The sequence below is a fragment of the Anaerobacillus sp. 63XJN7_4_ISO-PGPR-S23-413 genome, assembly GCF_056173725.1.
The window spans coordinates 2,776,933-2,797,685 of record NZ_CM149688.1; the positions used below are offsets into that span (position 1 = coordinate 2,776,933).

The window sequence follows — 20,753 nt, forward strand, 5'->3', positions numbered from 1 at the left end:
TTGATATACAAATAGAAAAGCCTCCTGTTCTCACAGAAAGCTTTTTTCCTTCTTATTTTTTCTCAGATAACCACTGAGCTACTGCTTCAGCTTGTTCTCCCTGAATAACTCCAGCTGGCATTCCCGAACCTTTACCATTATTAATAATGTCGAGAATTTCATCTTTGGAGTACTTTCCGCCAACAGCATTTAGAGCTGGTCCAACCTGGCCGCCTAGATCACCGCCATGACAGGAAGCACAGTTCTGAGCGTAAATATCTTCTGGTGCTGCTGCTTCAGCTTGTTCTTGCTTCTCGCCTTCACCTTCAGCACTTTCTTCGCCGCCCTGTTGCAATGCCCAGAAAGAAACACCAATAATGAGAATTAATCCGATAACTGCCGTCCATGCAAATGGAATAAGCGGATTCTTTTTCATTTCTTTTCCTCCTTGTACCGATTCGCTGATATCGTTTTCCCCAATTATGTAAGAGTAAACAAATCATAACTTATTTTACTTGAAAACGCTATGAAAGAAAAGGGGAAGCGAGGCAAATCACATATTTGTCATTGATTTCACTCTATACTTATCATAGCAAATTTTTCTAATAAAACAAACGGCATCAGCACAATCACTGATGCCAACAATTATTTTTATTTGGATATTTCTGAATTAAGGTTTGCCCATTCAACTGCTGATTCACGTAACTTGTATTTTTGTATTTTTCCCGAAGCTGTCATTGGATACTCATCTACAAAGAAGACGTGTGCAGGTACTTTATATCTTGCAATTTTGCCTTTACAGTATAAAAGAATATCGGAAGCATTAACTGCTTCTTTTTCTTTTAATTGAATGCATGCTACTACCTTTTCACCGTATTTCTCATCTGGTACTCCAATAACCTGAACGTCCTGAACAGACGAATGGGTATACAGAAATTCTTCAATCTCCCTGGGGTAAACATTCTCTCCCCCGCGTATAATCATATCTTTCAAACGTCCTGTAATCTCTACATAGCCCTCTGAGTCCATTTTAGCGATATCTCCAGTATGAAGCCATCCTTCTTCATCAATCACTTGATTCGTAGCCTCAGGCATGTTGTAGTACCCTCTCATCACGTGATACCCTCTCGTGCATAGCTCACCAGCTTCGCCAGATGGAACCTCGAGGCCTGATACGGGATCAACTATCTTCACTTCGACACCTGGTAAGGCTCTTCCCACTGTATTAACTCTATACTCGAGCGGATCATTGGTTCTTGTTTGGGTAATTACTGGTGAAGCTTCAGTCTGTCCATAAGCTATTGTTATTTCTACCATATTCATTCTTTTCATGACGTTTTTCATCACTTCTATCGGACATGGGCTTCCAGCCATTATCCCAGTCCTTAACGAGCTTAGATTATAGGATTCAAATTCAGCAAGACTGAGTTCGGAAATGAACATCGTTGGTACACCATGAAGTGCTGTACATCTTTCTTTCTCCACAGTTCTTAGTACCAGTTCTGGTTCAAACTCAATGATCGGAAAGATCGTCCCTCCTGCAGAAAAAGCCGCTAAAGTTCCGAGCACACAACCAAAACAGTGGAAAAATGGAACAGGAATACAAAGTCGGTCATTATGAGTGAGCTCCATGCATTGGCCAATCTGGTAGCCATTATTGAGAATATTATTATGAGTGAGCATCACTCCTTTTGGAAAGCCGGTCGTTCCTGACGTATACTGCATATTAATGACATCGTCTGGATCAAGTTCTCCATTTCTCATTTCTAATGCTTTATCCGTCACCGATACGCTTCCCTTGAGAAAATCTCGCCACTTCATGAACGAAGAACGTTCTTCTGTACCAATATAAATAACATCTTTCAAATATGGAAGACCAGCTATCGCACATTTCCCAACAGTCAGTTGATCATTGCTTTTTTGAAGTTGCAAGAAAACCTCAGGATAAGAAGTGCCTTTGAAGCCATCAATTAAAAAGAGACGAGTGGATTCTGACTGCTTTAGGACATATTCTAACTCTGATGATTGGTAATTCGTATTAATCGTGACAAGAACCGCCCCCACTTTTGCAGTGGCAAATTGCAATAGTAACCATTCCGGTACATTCGTAGCCCAAACTGCTACGTTCTCTCCTTTAGTAACACCCAACCCTAGCAACGCTTTAGCAACTCTGTTCACTTCATTATTGAACTCTTCAAACGTGTATCGAACTTTTTCTTTTGAGTAGACGACAGCTTCTTTATTACCAAACTGATCCACTTGTCTTTCGAGCATCGATCCGATCGTCTCATGAAGCAATTTCGTCATAGTAACACTCCTATCATCATTAAGAATCCAAAAGAGATAAAGAGATCATCTTCTTCTCTTCTGGACCATGGGTATTTGCTTAGCTAATAATCAGTGTTGGTTTTGGCTCCTTTACGACTTGAACCAAAACTAACTAGTTAATGGGGTTCACTAATAAATTCATGTTATGAAAAAGACAATAATAAAGAAACTTCAAGAGTAACAACTAATCGAGCGCTCGTTCAGTTTAACAACCAATTTCTCGTGCAATAACCATTCTTTGGATTTCTGAAGTACCTTCTCCAATTTCAAGTAGTTTTGCATCTCTAAAATAACGCTCAACGTGATAATCGCGCATATATCCATTTCCTCCATGAATCTGAACAGCTTGATCACAAACTTCCATACAAATTTCTGAAGCATAGAGCTTACAAATAGAAGCTTCTTTCGTGAATTTCTTCCCTTGATCTTTCAACCAGGCTGCTTTATATACCATCGTTCTCGCTAATTCAATTTTCATCGCCATATCCGCTAGCTTAAATTGAATCGCCTGGAAGCGTGAAATCGCACGACCAAACTGCTTACGCTCATTAGCATACTGTAACGCCTTCTCATAAGCTGCCTGAGCAATCCCTACTCCCATAGCACCTATTCCAATTCGACCACCATCAAGAGTAATGAGAAACTGTCTAAAGCCATCTCCGCGTTTCCCCAGCAGATTTTCTTCTGGGACTCTCACGTCTTCCATTACAAGTTCCGTTGTGTTTGAAGAATGAAGTCCAAGCTTCTCATAGTTATCCACTACTCTAAATCCTGGTGCAGAAGTAGGCGCAATGATTGCACTAATTTCTTTATTACCATCCTTACGATCAGTAATAGCGGTTAATGCAAGATGATCAGCATACGAAGCATTGGTTATATAACATTTACTTCCATTAATTACCCATTCTCCATCTTTCAGTACGCCTTCAGTCTCGGTCCCACCTGCGTCAGAACCAGCATTAGGTTCTGTTAAACCAAAGGCTCCTAATGACTCACCAGAACAGATTGGCGCAAGATATTTCTGCTTCTGTTCTTCAGTACCAAATAAGTTCAGCGGTGCTCCTCCGAGTGATACGTGCGCCGAGTATGTAATTCCAGTTGAACCACACGCACGACTCAATTCCTCTACTACGATTGCAAAGCTGACGGTATCTGCACCGCCTCCTCCATATTCTTCTGGAAATGGAAGCCCCATAATCCCCAAGTCACCAAGCTGTTGAAATATCTCTTTTGGAAACCTTTTCTCTTTATCGCGTTGTTCGGCACCTGGCGCCACTTTTTCGTCAGCAAATTCTCGAATCATTTTCTGAATCATTTTTTGTTCTTTCGTTAAGTCAAAGTTCATGAACAAATAACCTCCTGTAAATAAAAATCCAATAATGTGAATGCGCTTACATTTCATTATCTCCTTTGATTGCTACTTTTTCAACATTTTAGAATATAAAAATAATTTTATATATTATTTTTTTGCCAAACTATTTTGAGAAGCCTACTACAACGGGCGTTAACGCTTTTTATACAAAAAGCGGCATTTGCAAAACGAAAGAAAAATCAGTAAAATAAATGACAGGAATTGTATTCTTTATTGATCCGTTCCACTAACGATAAAAAAAGAGTTTTTAACTAAACCGTTTTCACATATGGTAAGAATGTGATTCATTAAGCCATAAAAAAACTCTCTGACTGCATGAGCAGACAGAGAGTGATCCATTCTATTCAAGAAAATCTTTGAGTCGTTTGCTTCTACTTGGATGACGGAGCTTGCGAAGTGCTTTCGCTTCGATTTGGCGAATTCGCTCACGTGTAACTCCAAAGACGCGACCTACTTCTTCTAGGGTTCTTGTACGTCCATCATCAAGTCCGAAACGCAGTCTAAGAACATTTTCCTCTCGATCAGTTAGCGTATCTAGTACGTCTTCAAGCTGTTCCTTGAGTAGTTCATAAGCTGCAGCATCGGATGGTGCCAATGCATCTTGATCTTCAATAAAGTCTCCGAGGTGGGAATCGTCTTCTTCCCCAATAGGCGTTTCTAAAGATACTGGTTCTTGAGCTATCTTAAGAATTTCACGGACTTTTTCAGGAGAAAGGTCCATTTCCTTACCAATTTCTTCAGGAGCAGGTTCACGGCCAAGATCCTGAAGAAGCTGGCGCTGCACACGAATCAATTTATTGATTGTTTCAACCATATGAACTGGAATACGAATCGTTCTAGCCTGGTCTGCAATGGCGCGAGTGATAGCTTGACGGATCCACCACGTGGCATAAGTACTAAATTTGTAACCTTTACGGTAATCAAATTTCTCAACGGCTTTAATAAGCCCCATATTTCCTTCCTGAATTAAATCAAGGAAAAGCATCCCACGACCAACGTAACGCTTCGCAATACTAACAACAAGTCGAAGGTTTGCTTCAGCAAGACGACGTTTTGCTTCTTCGTCACCTTCTTCAATACGTTGTGCTAGACTAATCTCTTCCTTTGCAGAAAGAAGGTCTACTCGGCCAATCTCTTTAAGGTACATACGAACGGGATCATTTATTTTGACACCCGGAGGAACACTTAAGTCATTAAGATCAAATTCTTCTTCCTTATTCACTTCTTGAGGCGAAGGGTTTTCAGTACTATCTTCGATGACTTCTACACCTTGTTCCTCTAGATATTCAAAGAATTCATCCATTTGATCGGAATCCTGTTCAAACGGGGACAACCGTTCTACGATCGTAGAGTAAGTAATTAAGCTTGTTTTCTTTCCAAGCTCTACTAACTGCTCTTTCACTTGATCGATGGTTAATTCACCTTCCGCCGGCTGGCGAGTTGGTTTTTCAGCCATTCGATCCCCTCCTTCCATACATCTCAACAATAAAAATAGTTAATTTCTTAAAATGAATTTTTTAAGTTCTTCTTCATTTCAAGAATTTCCATAGCGATCTTAGCTGCCTGGACAAAGTCTTGCTTCATTTCCGCTTCTTTTTTCTCTTTTTCTCTCTCTTCTATCTTTATCCATTCTGGATAATTTAACACCTGCCGAATATAATCATGAAGTTCTTTATCCGACACGTCTTCATTTAAATCCATCATGGCCAGTTCAGAAGCAATTTTGACAAGGTTAGGATCAGTAAGCTGCTCCATGAATTGACTAATGTCCGCCTCATGGCCGTTAGCATAAAAGCTATACAGATATGCAGCGATCGCACTATGCTCGTCAATATTAAACGAACCGCCAACCTCTTCCTGTACTTTTTCTGCAACATCCAGATCTCGCATCATATATGCAAGTAAGATTCGCTCTGAATTCTGGAAAGCAGGCAGAAGCTTTTTCTTCACATAGAAATTTTTCCTAGCATTATTATCCCTTTTAGGAGGAGCATTATCCTTACTTTTCTTGCCCTCTTTATAAAATTGGGTAACTTGCTGCTTTAGCGCATCGAGTGAAAGCGAGAATTCTTCCGATAGCTGTCTAAGATAATGGTCTCTTTCGACAGGGTTTGAAAGGCCGCTAATTTCTTTAAGTACTTCTTCGATGTAGCGGATTCGTTCTCCTTCATCCGATAGGTTTTTTCCTGATCGAAAAACTTCCATTTTAAAAGCCATTACTGTTGACGCTGCCCCTATTACATCCTTTTCAAACCGTTCTGCACCGTATGTTCGGATATAGTCATCGGGATCAAGTCCGTTTGGCATTTTTGCGATTCTAACATAGCAACCGGCTTGGACTAATTCATCCGCGGCTCTTGTAGCAGCATTAATCCCCGCCTTATCTGAGTCATAACAAATCACCACTGATTCTGTCTGTCTTCGTAGAAGTTTAGCCTGATCTTTGGTTAATGCTGTCCCAAGACTCGCTACAACGTTTTGTACCCCATTCCCGTACGCTGTAATCACATCCACGTAACCTTCTAAAAGGATAGCCTGGTCTTTTAAGCGGATAGAAGAACGGGTAAGATGAAAACCATACAAAAACTTCCCTTTCTGAAACAATTTTGTTTCAGGGCTATTCAAGTATTTCGGTTCACCTTCCCCTAATATCCTACCTCCAAATGCGACCGGTCTTCCTTTTGGATCCCATATTGGGAACATAATACGATTACGAAAACGATCAAAATATTTTCCATCAAATTCCCTTTTCGCAAGAAGTCCGGCATTTGCAATTTTTTCTATAGGATAGTTTCTTTTCTCCAAATATCCCGTTGCATAATCCCACGAATCAGGGGCAAAGCCAAGTTGGAACTTCTCAATCATTTCATTTGTAAAGCCTCGCTCGCTCAGATAATCACGAGCTTTTTCGCCTTCTGGCGTCTTCACCATGCAATGATTATAAAGCTTAGCTAGAAAATCATGAGCCTTATAGATGACCTCATTCTCAGATGTTGTCTTTGGATTACTATTTTGATTGTCTTGAACTTCAGGTAGTTCTATCCCTGATTTCTGCCCAAGTGCTTCAACAGCTTCTATGAAGTTGTAACCTTCAATTTCCATTAAAAATGAAAATGCATTACCACCAGCGCCACAACCAAAACAATGATATATTTGCTTATCGGGAGCTACTGAAAATGAAGGAGTACTCTCCCCATGAAAAGGGCAAAGACCGAAGAAATTCCTTCCTTGTTTCTTCAGTTGGACATAATCACTAATCACATCAACGATATCGGTGGATTTGCGAATCGCTTCAATTTTCTCTTCCGGGATTCTGCCACTCATTAATTATCACCAACAGGTTCTATAATTTCGACAAATAGAAATGAACTCCTTCATAATTCGACAAAATTTTAATTAATTCTTTCCGAAACTCATCTCGATCTTCACTTGTAAACTTACGCGGACCTTTTGTATGCTTACCCGCTCTTCTACTTTTCGATGCTAAATAACGCGTATGTAGAAGAGTAGAAATGTTCTCTTCAGTGTATCTTTTTCCTCTTGGAGAAAGGACAAAAACACCCTTTGGAAGGAGTATACTTGCTAGTCCATAGTCTTGAGTTACAGCTAAATCACCTTTCTTAGCATGACGATGGATGTAGAGATCAGCTTCTTCCTTTTCAGAGTCTACCATAACCCACCTCGCTTCACGGAACGTCGTGCTCATATGAGCATACGATGCCACAAAAACGATTTCGGTGTCTGATAAAGCTTTTTGAAAAGACATCATTTCTTCTTTAATTAGTACAGGACATGCATCTGCATCGACAAAAAGCGTCAGTTTCTTTTTCGTCATAATTCTGTATTCTACATCTCCCTGAGTTATCCTTCTTTTGAAATTTATGTTTTAACTTTCAGAATTTTAGTTCAAGCCTCAATAGTTTAAGAATCTTATTAAAGCCTTCTTATATGATTATAGACAATTTTTATTGACAATATTTGATTATATACTAAAAATATTAAATTGAACAGGTAAAAACGATAAAAAAACGCCATCATCGTGACCAGATTCAATCCGATGATGGTGTGATTCATTGATTTTCAAGCTATCTTCATGTTTGTTCATCACTGGTTAAGTTTTCAGCATAGCTAAAAGGCGAGATATCAATAAAATTAGATCAAATAGCTTTTGGTGAAAATGTAGATGAAACCAATCATTCTATCCAAGCTATTTTTAAGAAGTATGCTTCCCTTTATGTAAGCTAAGAATTAAATTAGCTGTTTCTTCAACAGCACGATTAGAAACATCGATCACCTGACAATTCATCTTATTAATAATCGTATCAAAATATTCAAGCTCATCTTTTATTCTTGTCATATTTGCATAGCTCGCTTCGGCATTTAATCCAAGAGCAATTAGCCTTTCTTTGCGTATATTGTTTAATTTCTCGGGGCTTATTTTAAGGGCATAGCATTTACCTTCACCAACAGTAAATAGTTCTTCAGGTGGGTCCACCTCAGGAACAATCGGCACATTAGCCACCTTCAACCTTTTATGAGCTAAGTATTGAGATAGCGGTGTTTTCGATGTTCTTGAAACTCCCACAAGAACAATATCTGCTAGTGCAATTCCTCGTGGGTCTCTCCCATCATCATATTTAACAGCAAACTCAATTGCTTCTACTCGACGAAAATAATCTTCATCGAGTTTATGTACGAGTCCAGGCTCATTGCGGGGAGCTTTACCAATAACTTCTTGCATATGATCAATCATAGGACCAATAATATCAACAGCCTGAATATTTTCTTTTGAGGCGACATCAAGAAGAAATTTTCTTAATTCAGGCACCACTAGGGTAAACGCTACGATCGCTTTCGTTTCTTTTGCAAGTGTCATCACTTCATGTATTGTAGCCGTATCCTCTACATAAGGAACTCTTCTAACATCGAAATCGGTAGGGTCAAACTGACTTGCTGCCGCCTTTACGACAAGCTCCGCCGTTTCACCAACCGAGTCTGAAATAACATACACAATTGCACGATTTGTTGTATTTGTCATATAAACCTCCTAAGCTAAATAATTTCATCCTTAGCCAGATCTACAAGAGCTCTGGTAATATTTGTTTTCGTAATTCTTCCGATAACCTCTATGCCGTTCTCTACATCTTTTACAATCGGTAAGGCATCTATCTGCTTTTCGATTAGCTGATTTGCCACTTCAATTAAAAGATCTTCTCGTGAGCAAACAGTAATATTGGGCATTCTTGTCATAATAATTGTTACTGGAATACTACCAAGATCTTGCTTACCGAGCGCAGCTCTTAATAGGTCTTTTCTTGATAAAACACCGACTAAATGAGCCATTTCATTTACCACAAACAGCGTACCTACATCCTCAAGAAACATCGAGCAAATCGCATCATATACGCTTGCGTTCTCTTGGACAACTACTGGTATAGACTTATAATCGTCAACTTTAATTTTTCTTATTTTCTCAGTAAGAAGTTGTGAGCCTGTTTTCCCTGTATAAAAATACCCAACTCTTGGCCGTGCATCAAGATAACCTGCCATTGTAAGGATAGCAAGATCAGGTCTAAGCGTTGCGCGAGTCAAACTAAGCTTTTCAGCAATATGCTCGCCTGTAATAGGTCCTTCGTTTTTTACGATCTGAAGGATTGTTTCCTGTCGATTATTCAGTTGGATAAGAATCACCACCTCTACTAAAAATGTTATACTGTATTTTCATTATTATATACGATTATACCATTTGAACGAAAGCATCGAGCCTGTATTTGAAAAAATCAAGCCATAAAAACTTTTTAAGTGATATTGTGAAGTAAATAAAAGCTATATGATGGAATATCGTTGATTTAGCTCTATTGAAAATAAAAAGCCTCCGGATTCTCTCTCCGCAGACTTTTTACTCCAGTTTGAATTTGTCTAACTGATCCAAAAATCGTTTTGACTTTAGGTAAAGGCCCGAATAAGCGTCAAAATACAAATTAAGAATGTGCCTAATCTCTTTTTTAGTTTCATCTTTAAGTGAAATATTTCCTAATCTTCCGAGATCAATGTGGGCAAACAGGTGAAGAAGCTCTGCCGTTCGTTTTGTCATTGGAAGATGATAAGGATCGACTGAAAGACAACGGTGACATAGCAACCCACCTTCATTAATTGAAAAGTGGAATTTCCCTTCAGGAAGGCCGCAGTTCGCACAACGATCCAGTTGAGGGGTTATTCCAGCAACACGTAGCATTTTTAATTCAAATATAAACACCACTACTTCAGGGTCTTTTTCTTCATCTAACGCGTGCAGCACCTGATAGAGCATCTCAAATAAATAGGGGTTAGGCTTTCGTTCCTCTGTTAATTTGTCAACAAGCTCTGCCGCATAAGCAGCATATGAGGTAAGAAAAAGATCATTGCGAATGGAACGAAATGAATCAATGATTTCTCCCTGATTCAGTCCCCCAAGACCGGATGTATGCTGGTAAAGATACTGACCATATACAAAAAGTTGAGAAACAGCAGAAAGACGGCTTTTAGGTTTTTTTGCGCCTCTTGCCATAACGCCAACCTTACCCGTCTCTCTTGTAAAAAGTGTTAGTATTTTATTTGTTTCACCATAGTCTACGGTTCGAATCACAATTCCTTCAACCTTTTTTAACAAGAACATTCACCAACCGTTTCCTGTTAACATTCCATAAGGTCAAGTGAGGCGAGTTACTTCTTCCAAATCGATAAGAGATTCTCCCTCTTCATCGCTCGGTGTTTCCATTTCCTTCAAAAGAAGATAAGTATCAATGTTTCCTGTTTCACAAAATATTTTCCAGGTAAACTCTAACACTTTAGATCCCACCTTTCATTTTGTAAAAAAGTTTTTCTCTTACCTCTAGCTTGACCTGACATATGTCGGTTTATGTGATGGAATATTTAACAAAATTTCACTTAATAGTCATCTTCCCGGTAACCATAATCACGTAATGATGATGGTTTGTTTCGCCAATCTTTTACTACCTTCACCCAGATCTCCATAAATACACGCGAACCAAGAAGGGCTTCAATATCTTGCCTTGCTCGCTTTCCTACTTCTTTTAGCATTTTCCCCTGTTTCCCGATGATAATGCCTTTTTGAGAAGAGCGTTCTACGACGACTGTAACATGAATATCAATGACATCAGAACCTTCACGTTTGATCATTTGTTCTGTGACAACTGTAACTGAGTGAGGGATTTCTTCTCTTGTCAAATGAAGAACCTTTTCCCTTACAAGCTCTGCCACAATAAATCGTTCAGGGTGATCGGTCACATGATCACTTGGGTAATATTGGGGCCCTTCTTCAAGATAGCCAACTACCTGCTCTAAAAGTGTATTCACATTATTTCCTTGCAAAGCAGAAATCGGAACGATTTCGGCAAATGAATATTTATCTTTATAAAAATTAATCATGGGGAACAATTGATCAGGGTGGACTTGATCGATTTTATTTATGACTAGGAAGACTGGACTTTCTACATTCTGCAAGCGATCAATAATATACTGATCCCCAGCTCCGTAACCTTCTTCAGCATTAATAACGAACAATATTAAATCGACTTCATTTAATGAACTTTGAGCCATTTTAATCATAAAGTCGCCTAGTTTATGTTTTGGCTTATGAATCCCTGGCGTATCGATAAAGACAACTTGTGCATCATCTCTCGTATAAACGCCTTGAACTTTGTTGCGCGTTGTTTGAGCTTTGTCACTCATAATCGCAATTTTTTGGCCAATCACTTCGTTTAACAAAGTAGATTTCCCTACATTTGGTCTACCAACAATTGATACAAATCCTGACTTAAATACTTCTTTACTCATTCAAATCCTCCGGTGAAAATGCGCCAGGAAGCAATTCGCTGACGGTTAATTCATGTATTTTTCCATCTAAGTTTGTTAAGATAACTTGCATATCTGGAGAACAAAGTTCAGATATCACCTGTCTACACGCACCACATGGTGGGACTGGCCTTTTAGTATCTGCAACTACTGCAATCGCTTTATATGCTTTATGACCTTCTGAGTAGGCTTTAAAAAGGGCTGTACGCTCCGCACAATTACACATGCTGTATGCAGCGTTCTCAATGTTACATCCACCAAATACTGTGCCATCTTCAGAAAGAAGAGCCGCACCTACTTTAAATTTTGAATAGGGAACGTAAGCCATTTCTCTTGCCTTTTTAGCTTCATCAATCAACATTTGCTTATCCATTACTATTCCTCCTTATGACTGAAACAAGTGAACAATCGGTTCGAAAAAGAGAAGGATACCGATTATAACTGAAATGACCGCAAAAAGAAAGACTGCAGCGGCTGAAACATCTTTTGCCACTTTCGCTATAGGATGTTCTTTTTCGGTAATTAAGTCAATCGACCTCTCAATCCCTGTATTTAACGCTTCTAAGCTTAACATGATACCGATTACAGTTAATAAAATGCTCATCTTTATCACAGATAGCTCAAGAATTAGCCCCGCTATCAGAACGAAACTACCTGCAATAAGATGAAATAGAAAATTTTGTTCATTTTTCACTAAATAACGAAAGCCTTGTGAAGCATATAGAAAGCTACGTAAAAACCGTAACAACCTAGACCGATTATCTCGTGAGGCCATATTGTTCTAACAGCACTTTTTGTTTTCCGAACATTTCTTTCTCATCTTCCTCGGTCATATGATCATAACCAAGTAAATGAAGAAAACCATGAACACTTAAAAAGCCAAGCTCCCGCTCAAAACTATGTCCATATTCAGTAGCTTGATCCTCTATTTTTGGAACGGAAATAACAATTTCTCCGAGTAAATGCGGTAGTTCTTCACCAATAATAAGCGGTTCTTCTCCCTCTTCCTCATCATCAAGTGCGAAGGAAATGACATCTGTCGGTTGATCTTTCCCACGATATTCGCGATTGATCTCGGTAATACGTTCATTATCCACAAACATAACCGACACTTCACTTCCCGGTCTAACCTCTTCTTCCTTTGCAGCATGGTTTAATAAATTCTCGAGCATCTCAAGCTGCTCTTTTTTAATTGAGTTCGTCTCATCAACAAAGTCTATCGTTAAATTCATGAAGTCACCTTCTTTTTTAATTCTGTTGGATATTCAATTCGACTATGAAAAATACCATTTAATGTTTCTAATATTGTTTTTGCAACAATGTCGAGCTCTCTGAGAGATAAATCACATTCGTCAAACTGTCCATCTTCAAGTCTTTCAGTAATAATTTTTCTTACGAGCGATTCTATGGTATCAGGGTTTGGTTTGTTCATCGACCTCACTGCCGCTTCGATACAGTCTGCAATTCCAACAACAGCGGCTTCCTTCGTTTGAGCTCTTGGTCCAGGATAGCGGAATTCAGCTTCAGACACCTGCTGATCAGATTGTTCACTTGCTTTGTAATAAAAGAACTTCAGCAGTGTCGTTCCGTGATGTTGTTCAGCTATATCCACAATTTCTTTTGGCAATCGATGCTTCCTGAGCATCTCCGCCCCGTCAGTGGCATGAGAAACGATAATTGTTTTACTTAAATATGGAGAAATTTTATCATGCGGATTTTCCATATTCATTTGATTTTCAATGAAAAAGTGGGGGCGTTTTGTTTTACCAATGTCGTGGTAATAGGCTCCCACCCTTGCTAGTAAACCGTTGGCTCCAATCGATTCACATGCTGCCTCCGATAAGTTAGCAACCATTACACTATGGTGATATGTTCCCGGTGTTTCAACAAGAATTTTTCTCAGAAGTGGATGGTTTGGATTAGATAATTCGATTAATCTTGTAGTCGAGATGATCCTAAAACCTGCTTCAAAGAAAGGCATAAGTCCCAGTGTTAACATAGATGAAAGAAAACCTGATACAAATGCAAACAAGAAATGGTAGCTTAATTCGATACCACTGTATTGTCCGTTCTTTAACATTAATAATATAGCCACTGAAACGATGTTTATTAAGGATACTAGTAATCCTGCTTTCAATATGTTGGATCGATGATTTCTTTTACCGAGGAAAAAGACTCCCGATAAAGAACTCATCAATACATAGAAAGCAAGTGACGCATTCATTGGTCCCGTTATTTCTCCGTTGAAAAACACGCCAGCACATACTCCAAAGAGGAAGCTTGATGCAATGGCTAATTGTTCATTAAAGAGCATTTTGATGAGCATAGAACCTACCGCTACAGGAACAATATAAGCAATACCCGGCAATTCAATTCCCTGCATCAAGCTTGATAGTTTCAGAACAAGCAGTGTGCTGAGATAAATGAGAACGAGAATCAATAAATTTGTATTGGCTGAGCGGACTCTTGAATTTACATCCTGAAAGAAGTAATACAAATAACCAGTAAGAAGGACAACTAGCAATGCAAGGCCGATATAAGGAACTGCATCAAACCCCTCATCAAGAAGACCAGCTAGTCTTAATTGCTCCATCACTTCTCTATTAATCATCGCTCCTTCTTCAACGATAATTTGGCCTTCACGAATCATAACCGGCTGAACTGCTTCTATTGCTTCTTGACGACTTTGTTCGGTTTGTTCTGGATCTAGAAAATAATTAGGCACAATACTCTGCTGTGCTACTGTTATCATTGCTTTTTTCTGCTCAGTAGGTAGAGAAGTAAGGGATAACCGATCTTCCACATCCGTTTTAGATTGCTCTAAATTATCAATAGACACTCTATCAGTCATGACTTCCATTACTTCAGATAGTGTCAGCTCTTTAATTAAGCTAATTTGAGACAATTCCGCTTCAAGAAGCGGCACGAGAGTTTCGTTTGAAAGTTCTGCTGACATCGACACAGATAGCAAAGATTCAAGTTCTGTTATTTTCTCTTCTGTCGTTTCAGCGTCATCACTATCATTTTTTTTAACCTTTTCAATACCTGAAAACAAATCATTTAATTGATCGACCTGTGACTGAGAAACTTCATCTCTGTAAACATATTTTGCGTCGATTTGAGCTGCTTTCGATCGTTCATCTTCTGTGGCTGTTTTATTTTCGATCGTAATAGGCGAAGCTATATCATGATCTGCTCTTGAATAAAGAGAAACGTCCAATGATTCAGGAATGACATTTGAAAGCATCGTTAAATACATGATGAGAGCAACTAGGCCATAAAGAGACCATTTCACCATTTTAATTCGTTCAATATTACGGAGATTATCCTGAAACAGACGTTTAATCTTCGCAACCATAGCTTCCTTCACCTCATAAGTTCTGGCCTCTACTACTCTTCTTCATATTTTATCAGAATTCCCTAATAAATGGAGCGGAATCTCACAATAAGTTAAACTGATTGCTAGCAGTTCAACTTGATGAAAACATAAAAGATAAAGGTATCTTGTTGAATTCTTAAAGGCTAAAAAAAGACCCGTTTTTCACGGGCCTTTGAAAGCTTATTTCGTTTCATGCTCGTATGCGTCAATAATTCGTTGAACTAATGGGTGCCGGACCACATCCGTTTGCTGTAAGTAAATAAATGAAACGTCTTTTACTCTCTTAAGGATTTTTTCGGCAGCAGCAAGGCCTGATTCTTTACCTTTCGGAAGGTCAATTTGCGTTATATCTCCAGTGATAACCATTTTAGAACCAAATCCTAATCGTGTTAAGAACATTTTCATTTGCTGAGAAGTTGTATTTTGTGCTTCATCTAAGATAACGTAGCTATCGTCAAGCGTCCGACCTCTCATATAGGCAAGTGGAGCAATTTCGATCGTGCCACGTTCAATTAAGCGCGTCGTTTGTTCAACACCAAGTACATCATGAAGCGCATCGTACAATGGACGTAAGTATGGGTCCACCTTTTCCTTCAAATCCCCTGGTAAAAACCCAAGACTCTCTCCAGCTTCAACTGCTGGGCGAGTTAGCACAATTTTCTTCACCTGGTTGTACTTGAGAGCTGTTACCGCCATTACAACAGCAAGATACGTCTTGCCAGTTCCAGCTGGCCCAATCCCAAATACCAGATCGGTTTTCTTCATAGCCGAAACGTAATGACGCTGTCCCAGCGTCTTAACTTTAATCGGTTTCCCTTTAGCGTTCGTTGTGATTTCTTCTTGGTAAAGTTCAAGAAGCTGATCTAGCATTCCCTGTTGAACAAGTTGACAAGCATAAACGACATCTCTCCCTGAGATACTTGCTCCGCGTTTTATAAGGGTGTGAAGCGTGTGGACAACTTCCTTTACCATGGCGATGGTTTCTTCATTACCTTTTACGGATATGCCTTCTCCACGAGTAACAAGTGAAACTTCAAGTGATTCCTCAATTATCTTTAAATGCTCATCGCCAGGACCAAATAAGCTTTGAGCTTCATTAGAATTTTCTAACTGCAATGTAAGTTCAACATAAGATTCTGCCAATAGCCATCAATCTCCTTGAATAATCGGTATGTCTTTCCCGATCTCTTCTATTACTTCATAGTGTATCTTTACGTTTACTTTACCATTCTCTACCTCATGGTGCAAAATCTTTTCCTCTTTAATTTCAGCTTCTTTGGAGGTTTTATTTAGGATGTCCTCCCGACTAACACTACGCGCCGCATTCAGTGCTTCTTTTTCTGTGTATTTTCTTGTCACTTCCTTTGTTGCCAGCACCTCTGTCGTTTGAAAAGCTATCGGGATTTCCCACTTCAAAAAATGAAAATCAGTCTCTCTTTTGAGCTCTTCGTAGTGTTCAAAATCTGGTTTAGAGAAGCCCCATATTGGGATGCGTAAGCCAAACAATCCAATCGCGTATTTCGTTTCTGATTCTCCTGTGTTTGTTTGAAAAGTAGATTCAAGTGGAATGGAAACATTAGTTACATACCACGTCTTTCCATAAACTTCGCCTCTTGCAGGAACAAGTTCACTCTTATCTTCTTTTCCAATAAAGCCTGAAATAAGCAATTGACCCGGTTTGACATATGTGTTTTCCTCTACCTGCGCCTGACCTTCCTCAACATACATTTTTGTAATGATCGCTTTCTTATTCGCAACGATATGCCTAGGACTTAGCGCAGGTTCTTTTTCAGGAAGCTGTTTTTGCACAACTTCGAAATGATAGGTAGTCCCGCTTTGCTTAACACCAACCCACGTAATTTCTTCTAAACTCTCTGTAATCTCGCGCTGAAGCTCTTGATTAGAAGGCAATTGAAAGATAAATTTACCCTTCTTTACTCCTAGCTCGACTGCTGCCTGCTTTAGTTTATGCTCCACTTCAGGTGTAGCACCATTTACTGTAATAGACCAAACCATGTTTGATAAAATGAATATCAATACTAAACATCCAATTACTCCACTGAGAAAGCCTCTAGAATATACGATCCTTTTAATTACAAATGGAAAACCTTTTCTTTCATGAATTCGAATTCTACACCTTGTCCTCTTTAAGTGCGGCCTAATTCTCTTTACATCAGAAGTATAGAGCGAAAGAATAATAGTATCTTTATCCAAACGAACAATATCCCAAATTGGTATGTTGTACTCAATACACCGATTAATAAAGAGTTCTGAATAAGAACCCACTACTTTAATTCGAACAAATCCTGAAAAAAGTTCTCGTAAGTATTCCTTCATAGCAGCCTCCTGTATAGTCAGCCTGAGGATATCATAAGGCTTCTGATCAGTTATTAGGTCGATCAAGGTAAGAAACATGTTCAATTTTACCCTCAAGAAGTATCTCTTCTGGAAGAATTGTCTTAAGCATAAAATCTTTTCCTTTAATCAACAATTGGCCATTCTTAAGAAGGAGGCGAACTTCTTCATTAGAGAATTTTAAAACACCTTGATGATTCTCTATGTAGATATGCAGCTGCCCTACCATGGTTATTCGTGGTAAATCCATGACTGCATCTGCAGGAAGCTCTAACCTTCGGGTTAACCAGCTTTTTAGACCATGCTTCCACTTTGCCATGGATGCTCCCCCCTCTCCCTTCATCTTTATGAAAAGAATCGCAAAACTATCCCACTTACATTTGATTAAAAATCCTGTTCTCATCTTATGCAAACTTAAAATGAATGATCGCGCTCCAACAAAAAAAGACGCCAATCGGCGTCTTTTGAACATTTTATTTCTTCATCTGTTTCATGCTTATCATCGAGGGATGCGGTTTTCTTGAGCGCGGCGGCCCAAGGATTTCCGACCAGATTATACCATCCCTTACATTCTTCTTATTTATCGAAAGATTCTTATCATTCTTATAAGAAGTTTGCTTCACATTCTTTTGAACTTTAATATCGTTCTCTGAATATCGATTCTCCCGCTTCGCCATCCGTCCTAGAGCTTCTTGATAAGCACTGACAGTCTCAGTTTGAGGAGTTTCCTCTTCCCCTATCCCATTAGACTCTGAACGGCCTGAGGCGGTATTTCCCTGCTCTCTCCGTCTTTGTGATTGCTGGCGATTGTTAGCAGTGGGCTTCGATTTCTGTTTTTCTTCCTCACTGCCCATTCGCTTAAGGAAACTAATAATTCCCCCAATAGCGACCAACACAAAAACAAAATTATTTAGAAGCAGTTCAATCAGATTATCCAACAAGATCACCTCCACCACAGGACTTAGGAAACAGTTTAGCGATCATCCTCATCTTCTTCCTGATTCGGTTTCCCGATCATGTCACGCATATCTGTATCTGCTTCAATGTTCTTTAAATTCATATAGTCCATTACTCCAATATTACCAGCTCTTAGGGCTTCAGCCATTGCCATCGGTACCTCAGCCTCTGCTTCAACAACTTTAGCACGCATTTCCTCTACGCGAGCGCGCATTTCTTGCTCTTGGGCAACAGCCATCGCACGACGCTCTTCAGCTTTCGCTTGTGCAATATTTTTATCTGCTTCAGCTTGATCCGTTTGTAGAACCGCACCGATGTTTTTACCGATATCAATGTCAGCAATATCGATCGAGAGAATCTCAAATGCCGTACCTGCATCTAACCCTTTGGAAAGAACCGTATGAGAAATCATATCTGGGTTCTCAAGTACCTTCTTATGATTTTGAGAAGAACCAATTGTACTAACAATACCTTCGCCTACTCGAGCAATAACAGTATCTTCACCAGCTCCACCTACAAGGCGGTCAATGTTAGCACGCACTGTAATTCTTGCTTTTGCTTTTACTTCAATTCCGTCCATCGCAACACCTGCGATAAAAGGGGTTTCAATCACTTTCGGGTTAACACTCATTTGCACAGCTTCTAATACATCTCTACCCGCAAGATCAATCGCAGCTCCTCGTTCAAAGCTCAGTTCTATATTCGCGCGGTGCGCTGCAATTAACGCATTAACAACACGGTCAACGTTACCACCAGCAAGGTAGTGGCTTTCTAATTGATTTGTACTTAACTCAAGTCCCGCTTTTACAGCTTTAATTAACGGATTAATAACGCGTGATGGGATAACTCGACGTAATCTCATCCCCACAAGATTGAAAATACTAACTCGCACACCAGCTGCTAATGCTGAAATCCACAACATAACAGGTACAAACGTGAAAAGAATCGCTAAACCAATAATAACTAACCCTACTATAACTAATAAACCTAACGTTCCAGTATCCATAATTTTCCTCCCTGATTTAAACTATTTATTTTCTCTTACAATGACTCTAGATCCATTTGTTTTTACAACCTTTACTGCTGTCCCAGCTGTTAAGAAACTCCCCTCCGTTACAACGTCCAGACGTTCGTCTCCAAACTCCGCTATGCCCGATGGTCTAAGCGGAGTCACCGCTACACCTTCCATTCCAAGCAGTTCTTCCCGAGTAGCATTTGAGACATACCCAAATTCTGACTTCGTTGAATCAGAAAGAACGATTTTTTTGAAGAAGCCACGATAGCCGAATAGCCGAATGAACAGATAAGAACCACCAATTGTAACGGCAACGGCAATAAGGACCGCAATTAAAACGTATTGCATCGATTGTCCTGAAGCAAGAACAATACTTGCTACAACACCTACCGCCCCAAGAACGCCGAATATCCCAAAGCCAGGAATGAATATCTCGACGATGATCAGCACAACTCCGACAATCAATAGAAGAAGAGATTCCCATCCAGCAAAACCAGCAATCATATGACCAAAGAAGAACAGTAGAAGAGCACCCGCTCCCATAAATCCCGGTACTCCAAATCCAGGTGAATATAGTTCCAATACAAGTCCCAAACTCCCTATAGATAATAAGATGGGAATAATGATAGGATTTGTAACAAAACGTGCAATTCTCTCTGCAATACTAACTTCAGCATCACTTACTTCGGCATCCTTAAGATTTAGAACGCTTAGTAGTTCTGTGCGATCTTCTGCAGTCCCTTCGGCATATCCAACTTTCACAGCTTCCTGATCGTTAAGCGTTAAAAGCTCACCTTTAGGTGCGTTATAATCCGGAAGATCTACATCAGGATCAGCCATTGCTAGCGCATACTTTGGGTCTCGGTCATTAAGTTCTGCGGCCGACTTCATAGCCGCATGCCAGAAAGACTCTGCTTTCTTTCCTGCCGTATTGCCAGATTGATCAATGATAGCAGCCGATCCCATAAGTGCTCCTGGTTCCATAATAATCTGATCCGCATTTAAAGCAATATAAGCACCAGCTGAAAGTGCTCGATTGGTAACATATGCTGTAATCGGAACATCTGATGCTTTCATAATCTTGGCAATATTATCAGCCGCATTCACAGCCCCTCCAGGCGTGTTAATTTCTAACACAATGTGATCAGCTCCCTGGTCCTCCGCATCCTGGATCGACCGTTTTAGAAATGCTTCCAACCCCCGCTCCACTTCCTGCTCCACAGGTATAAATGTAACGAGATCTCCTTCGCCTTCACCCAAAACTAACTCCCCAAAGAACGGAAGAAAAACCATCATCATGAAGCAAATACACACTAAAAACCTGACTATGTTTTTTCCGATAGTAATCCCTCCCTCCAACTTCCTAAGTATACGAATGAGATCATCATGAAGTTTCAATTTTATGTAGAAGAATATCTTTAGTATGACAAAAGGATTTAGAAAATACTAGTTTGAAATGGCATATGGATCAAAATTCTTTGAAATATAACATAACTATTTTTCCTTTTCACTTG

General features: G+C 39.5%; 21 protein-coding genes. All 21 read right to left on the reverse strand.

What is annotated here, in order from left to right; translation table 11 throughout:
• Positions 1-52: 52 nt before the first annotated feature.
• Complete coding sequence (gene cccA, locus AC0VYO_RS14720; protein ID WP_194219525.1) at positions 53-415, reverse strand: cytochrome c550; 363 nt, start codon at positions 413-415, stop codon at positions 53-55.
• A 215-nt stretch (positions 416-630) separates the two neighbouring features.
• Positions 631-2,286, reverse strand: coding sequence for an AMP-binding protein (locus AC0VYO_RS14725; protein ID WP_475367763.1), 1,656 nt, complete (start codon positions 2,284-2,286; stop codon positions 631-633).
• Positions 2,287-2,512: 226 nt separating this feature from the next.
• Positions 2,513-3,652 (reverse strand): acyl-CoA dehydrogenase family protein, encoded by a 1,140-nt coding sequence (locus AC0VYO_RS14730; RefSeq protein WP_475365509.1) that lies wholly within the window; start codon positions 3,650-3,652, stop codon positions 2,513-2,515.
• A gap of 367 nt (positions 3,653-4,019) precedes the next feature.
• Entirely contained in the window at positions 4,020-5,135 is a 1,116-nt protein-coding gene (gene rpoD, locus AC0VYO_RS14735; protein ID WP_194219522.1) for an RNA polymerase sigma factor RpoD, read from the reverse strand.
• A gap of 47 nt (positions 5,136-5,182) precedes the next feature.
• Entirely contained in the window at positions 5,183-7,003 is a 1,821-nt protein-coding gene (dnaG, locus tag AC0VYO_RS14740; protein WP_475365510.1) for a DNA primase, read from the reverse strand.
• A 19-nt stretch (positions 7,004-7,022) separates the two neighbouring features.
• Entirely contained in the window at positions 7,023-7,514 is a 492-nt protein-coding gene (locus AC0VYO_RS14745; RefSeq protein WP_475365511.1) for a YaiI/YqxD family protein, read from the reverse strand.
• A 378-nt stretch (positions 7,515-7,892) separates the two neighbouring features.
• Positions 7,893-8,717 (reverse strand): pyruvate, water dikinase regulatory protein, encoded by an 825-nt coding sequence (locus AC0VYO_RS14750; RefSeq protein ID WP_194219519.1) that lies wholly within the window; start codon positions 8,715-8,717, stop codon positions 7,893-7,895.
• A 14-nt stretch (positions 8,718-8,731) separates the two neighbouring features.
• Entirely contained in the window at positions 8,732-9,373 is a 642-nt protein-coding gene (gene ccpN, locus AC0VYO_RS14755; RefSeq protein WP_276511807.1) for a transcriptional regulator CcpN, read from the reverse strand.
• Between the two features lie 205 nt (positions 9,374-9,578).
• A complete protein-coding gene (gene recO / locus AC0VYO_RS14760; RefSeq protein WP_303530562.1) occupies positions 9,579-10,328 on the reverse strand; it encodes a DNA repair protein RecO in 750 nt (249 codons plus the stop codon).
• Positions 10,329-10,367: 39 nt separating this feature from the next.
• The gene (locus AC0VYO_RS14765) at positions 10,368-10,505 is read right to left on the reverse strand and encodes a YqzL family protein (protein WP_194219518.1); all 138 of its coding nucleotides are present in this window, start codon (positions 10,503-10,505) and stop codon (positions 10,368-10,370) included.
• A 101-nt stretch (positions 10,506-10,606) separates the two neighbouring features.
• Positions 10,607-11,515 carry a GTPase Era gene (era, locus tag AC0VYO_RS14770; RefSeq protein ID WP_430244206.1) on the reverse strand — a complete coding sequence of 303 codons (909 nt, stop codon included), beginning with the start codon at positions 11,513-11,515 and terminating at the stop codon, positions 10,607-10,609.
• Complete coding sequence (locus AC0VYO_RS14775; protein ID WP_226614372.1) at positions 11,508-11,906, reverse strand: cytidine deaminase; 399 nt, start codon at positions 11,904-11,906, stop codon at positions 11,508-11,510. The genes era and AC0VYO_RS14775 overlap by 8 nt, the downstream gene beginning before the upstream one ends.
• A gap of 12 nt (positions 11,907-11,918) precedes the next feature.
• Positions 11,919-12,308, reverse strand: coding sequence for a diacylglycerol kinase family protein (locus AC0VYO_RS14780; protein WP_194219515.1), 390 nt, complete (start codon positions 12,306-12,308; stop codon positions 11,919-11,921).
• Positions 12,292-12,765 (reverse strand): rRNA maturation RNase YbeY, encoded by a 474-nt coding sequence (gene ybeY, locus AC0VYO_RS14785; protein ID WP_194219514.1) that lies wholly within the window; start codon positions 12,763-12,765, stop codon positions 12,292-12,294. Before ybeY ends, AC0VYO_RS14780 begins: the two co-directional genes overlap by 17 nt.
• Entirely contained in the window at positions 12,762-14,903 is a 2,142-nt protein-coding gene (locus AC0VYO_RS14790; RefSeq protein ID WP_475367764.1) for an HD family phosphohydrolase, read from the reverse strand. Before AC0VYO_RS14790 ends, ybeY begins: the two co-directional genes overlap by 4 nt.
• 189 nt (positions 14,904-15,092) lie before the next feature.
• On the reverse strand, positions 15,093-16,055 hold the full coding sequence (locus AC0VYO_RS14795; RefSeq protein ID WP_475365513.1) for a PhoH family protein: 963 nt from the start codon (positions 16,053-16,055) through the stop codon (positions 15,093-15,095).
• Between the two features lie 6 nt (positions 16,056-16,061).
• Positions 16,062-17,249, reverse strand: coding sequence for a sporulation protein YqfD (gene yqfD, locus AC0VYO_RS14800; protein WP_475365514.1), 1,188 nt, complete (start codon positions 17,247-17,249; stop codon positions 16,062-16,064).
• Positions 17,250-17,295: 46 nt separating this feature from the next.
• Complete coding sequence (gene yqfC / locus AC0VYO_RS14805) at positions 17,296-17,586, reverse strand: sporulation protein YqfC (protein WP_194219511.1); 291 nt, start codon at positions 17,584-17,586, stop codon at positions 17,296-17,298.
• A gap of 154 nt (positions 17,587-17,740) precedes the next feature.
• Entirely contained in the window at positions 17,741-18,205 is a 465-nt protein-coding gene (locus tag AC0VYO_RS14810; RefSeq protein ID WP_475365515.1) for a hypothetical protein, read from the reverse strand.
• 35 nt (positions 18,206-18,240) lie between these two features.
• On the reverse strand, positions 18,241-19,230 hold the full coding sequence (gene floA, locus AC0VYO_RS14815; RefSeq protein WP_430244195.1) for a flotillin-like protein FloA: 990 nt from the start codon (positions 19,228-19,230) through the stop codon (positions 18,241-18,243).
• Between the two features lie 21 nt (positions 19,231-19,251).
• A complete protein-coding gene (locus tag AC0VYO_RS14820; protein WP_475365516.1) occupies positions 19,252-20,538 on the reverse strand; it encodes an NfeD family protein in 1,287 nt (428 codons plus the stop codon).
• Between the last annotated feature and the right edge of the window lie 215 nt (positions 20,539-20,753).

Coding starts and splice junctions, on each gene's coding strand:
- cccA (WP_194219525.1), bottom strand. CDS start 415: ATGAAAAAGAATCCGCTTATTCCATTTGCATGGACGGCAGTTATCGGA.
- AC0VYO_RS14725 (WP_475367763.1), bottom strand. CDS start 2,286: ATGACGAAATTGCTTCATGAGACGATCGGATCGATGCTCGAAAGACAA.
- AC0VYO_RS14730 (WP_475365509.1), bottom strand. CDS start 3,652: ATGAACTTTGACTTAACGAAAGAACAAAAAATGATTCAGAAAATGATT.
- rpoD (WP_194219522.1), bottom strand. CDS start 5,135: ATGGCTGAAAAACCAACTCGCCAGCCGGCGGAAGGTGAATTAACCATC.
- dnaG (WP_475365510.1), bottom strand. CDS start 7,003: ATGAGTGGCAGAATCCCGGAAGAGAAAATTGAAGCGATTCGCAAATCC.
- AC0VYO_RS14745 (WP_475365511.1), bottom strand. CDS start 7,514: ATGACGAAAAAGAAACTGACGCTTTTTGTCGATGCAGATGCATGTCCT.
- AC0VYO_RS14750 (WP_194219519.1), bottom strand. CDS start 8,717: ATGACAAATACAACAAATCGTGCAATTGTGTATGTTATTTCAGACTCG.
- era (WP_430244206.1), bottom strand. CDS start 11,515: ATGAGTAAAGAAGTATTTAAGTCAGGATTTGTATCAATTGTTGGTAGA.
- AC0VYO_RS14775 (WP_226614372.1), bottom strand. CDS start 11,906: ATGGATAAGCAAATGTTGATTGATGAAGCTAAAAAGGCAAGAGAAATG.
- AC0VYO_RS14780 (WP_194219515.1), bottom strand. CDS start 12,308: ATGGCCTCACGAGATAATCGGTCTAGGTTGTTACGGTTTTTACGTAGC.
- ybeY (WP_194219514.1), bottom strand. CDS start 12,765: ATGAATTTAACGATAGACTTTGTTGATGAGACGAACTCAATTAAAAAA.
- yqfD (WP_475365514.1), bottom strand. CDS start 17,249: ATGAAGGAATACTTACGAGAACTTTTTTCAGGATTTGTTCGAATTAAA.
- yqfC (WP_194219511.1), bottom strand. CDS start 17,586: ATGGCAAAGTGGAAGCATGGTCTAAAAAGCTGGTTAACCCGAAGGTTA.
- floA (WP_430244195.1), bottom strand. CDS start 19,230: ATGGATACTGGAACGTTAGGTTTATTAGTTATAGTAGGGTTAGTTATT.
- AC0VYO_RS14820 (WP_475365516.1), bottom strand. CDS start 20,538: ATGATGATGGTTTTTCTTCCGTTCTTTGGGGAGTTAGTTTTGGGTGAA.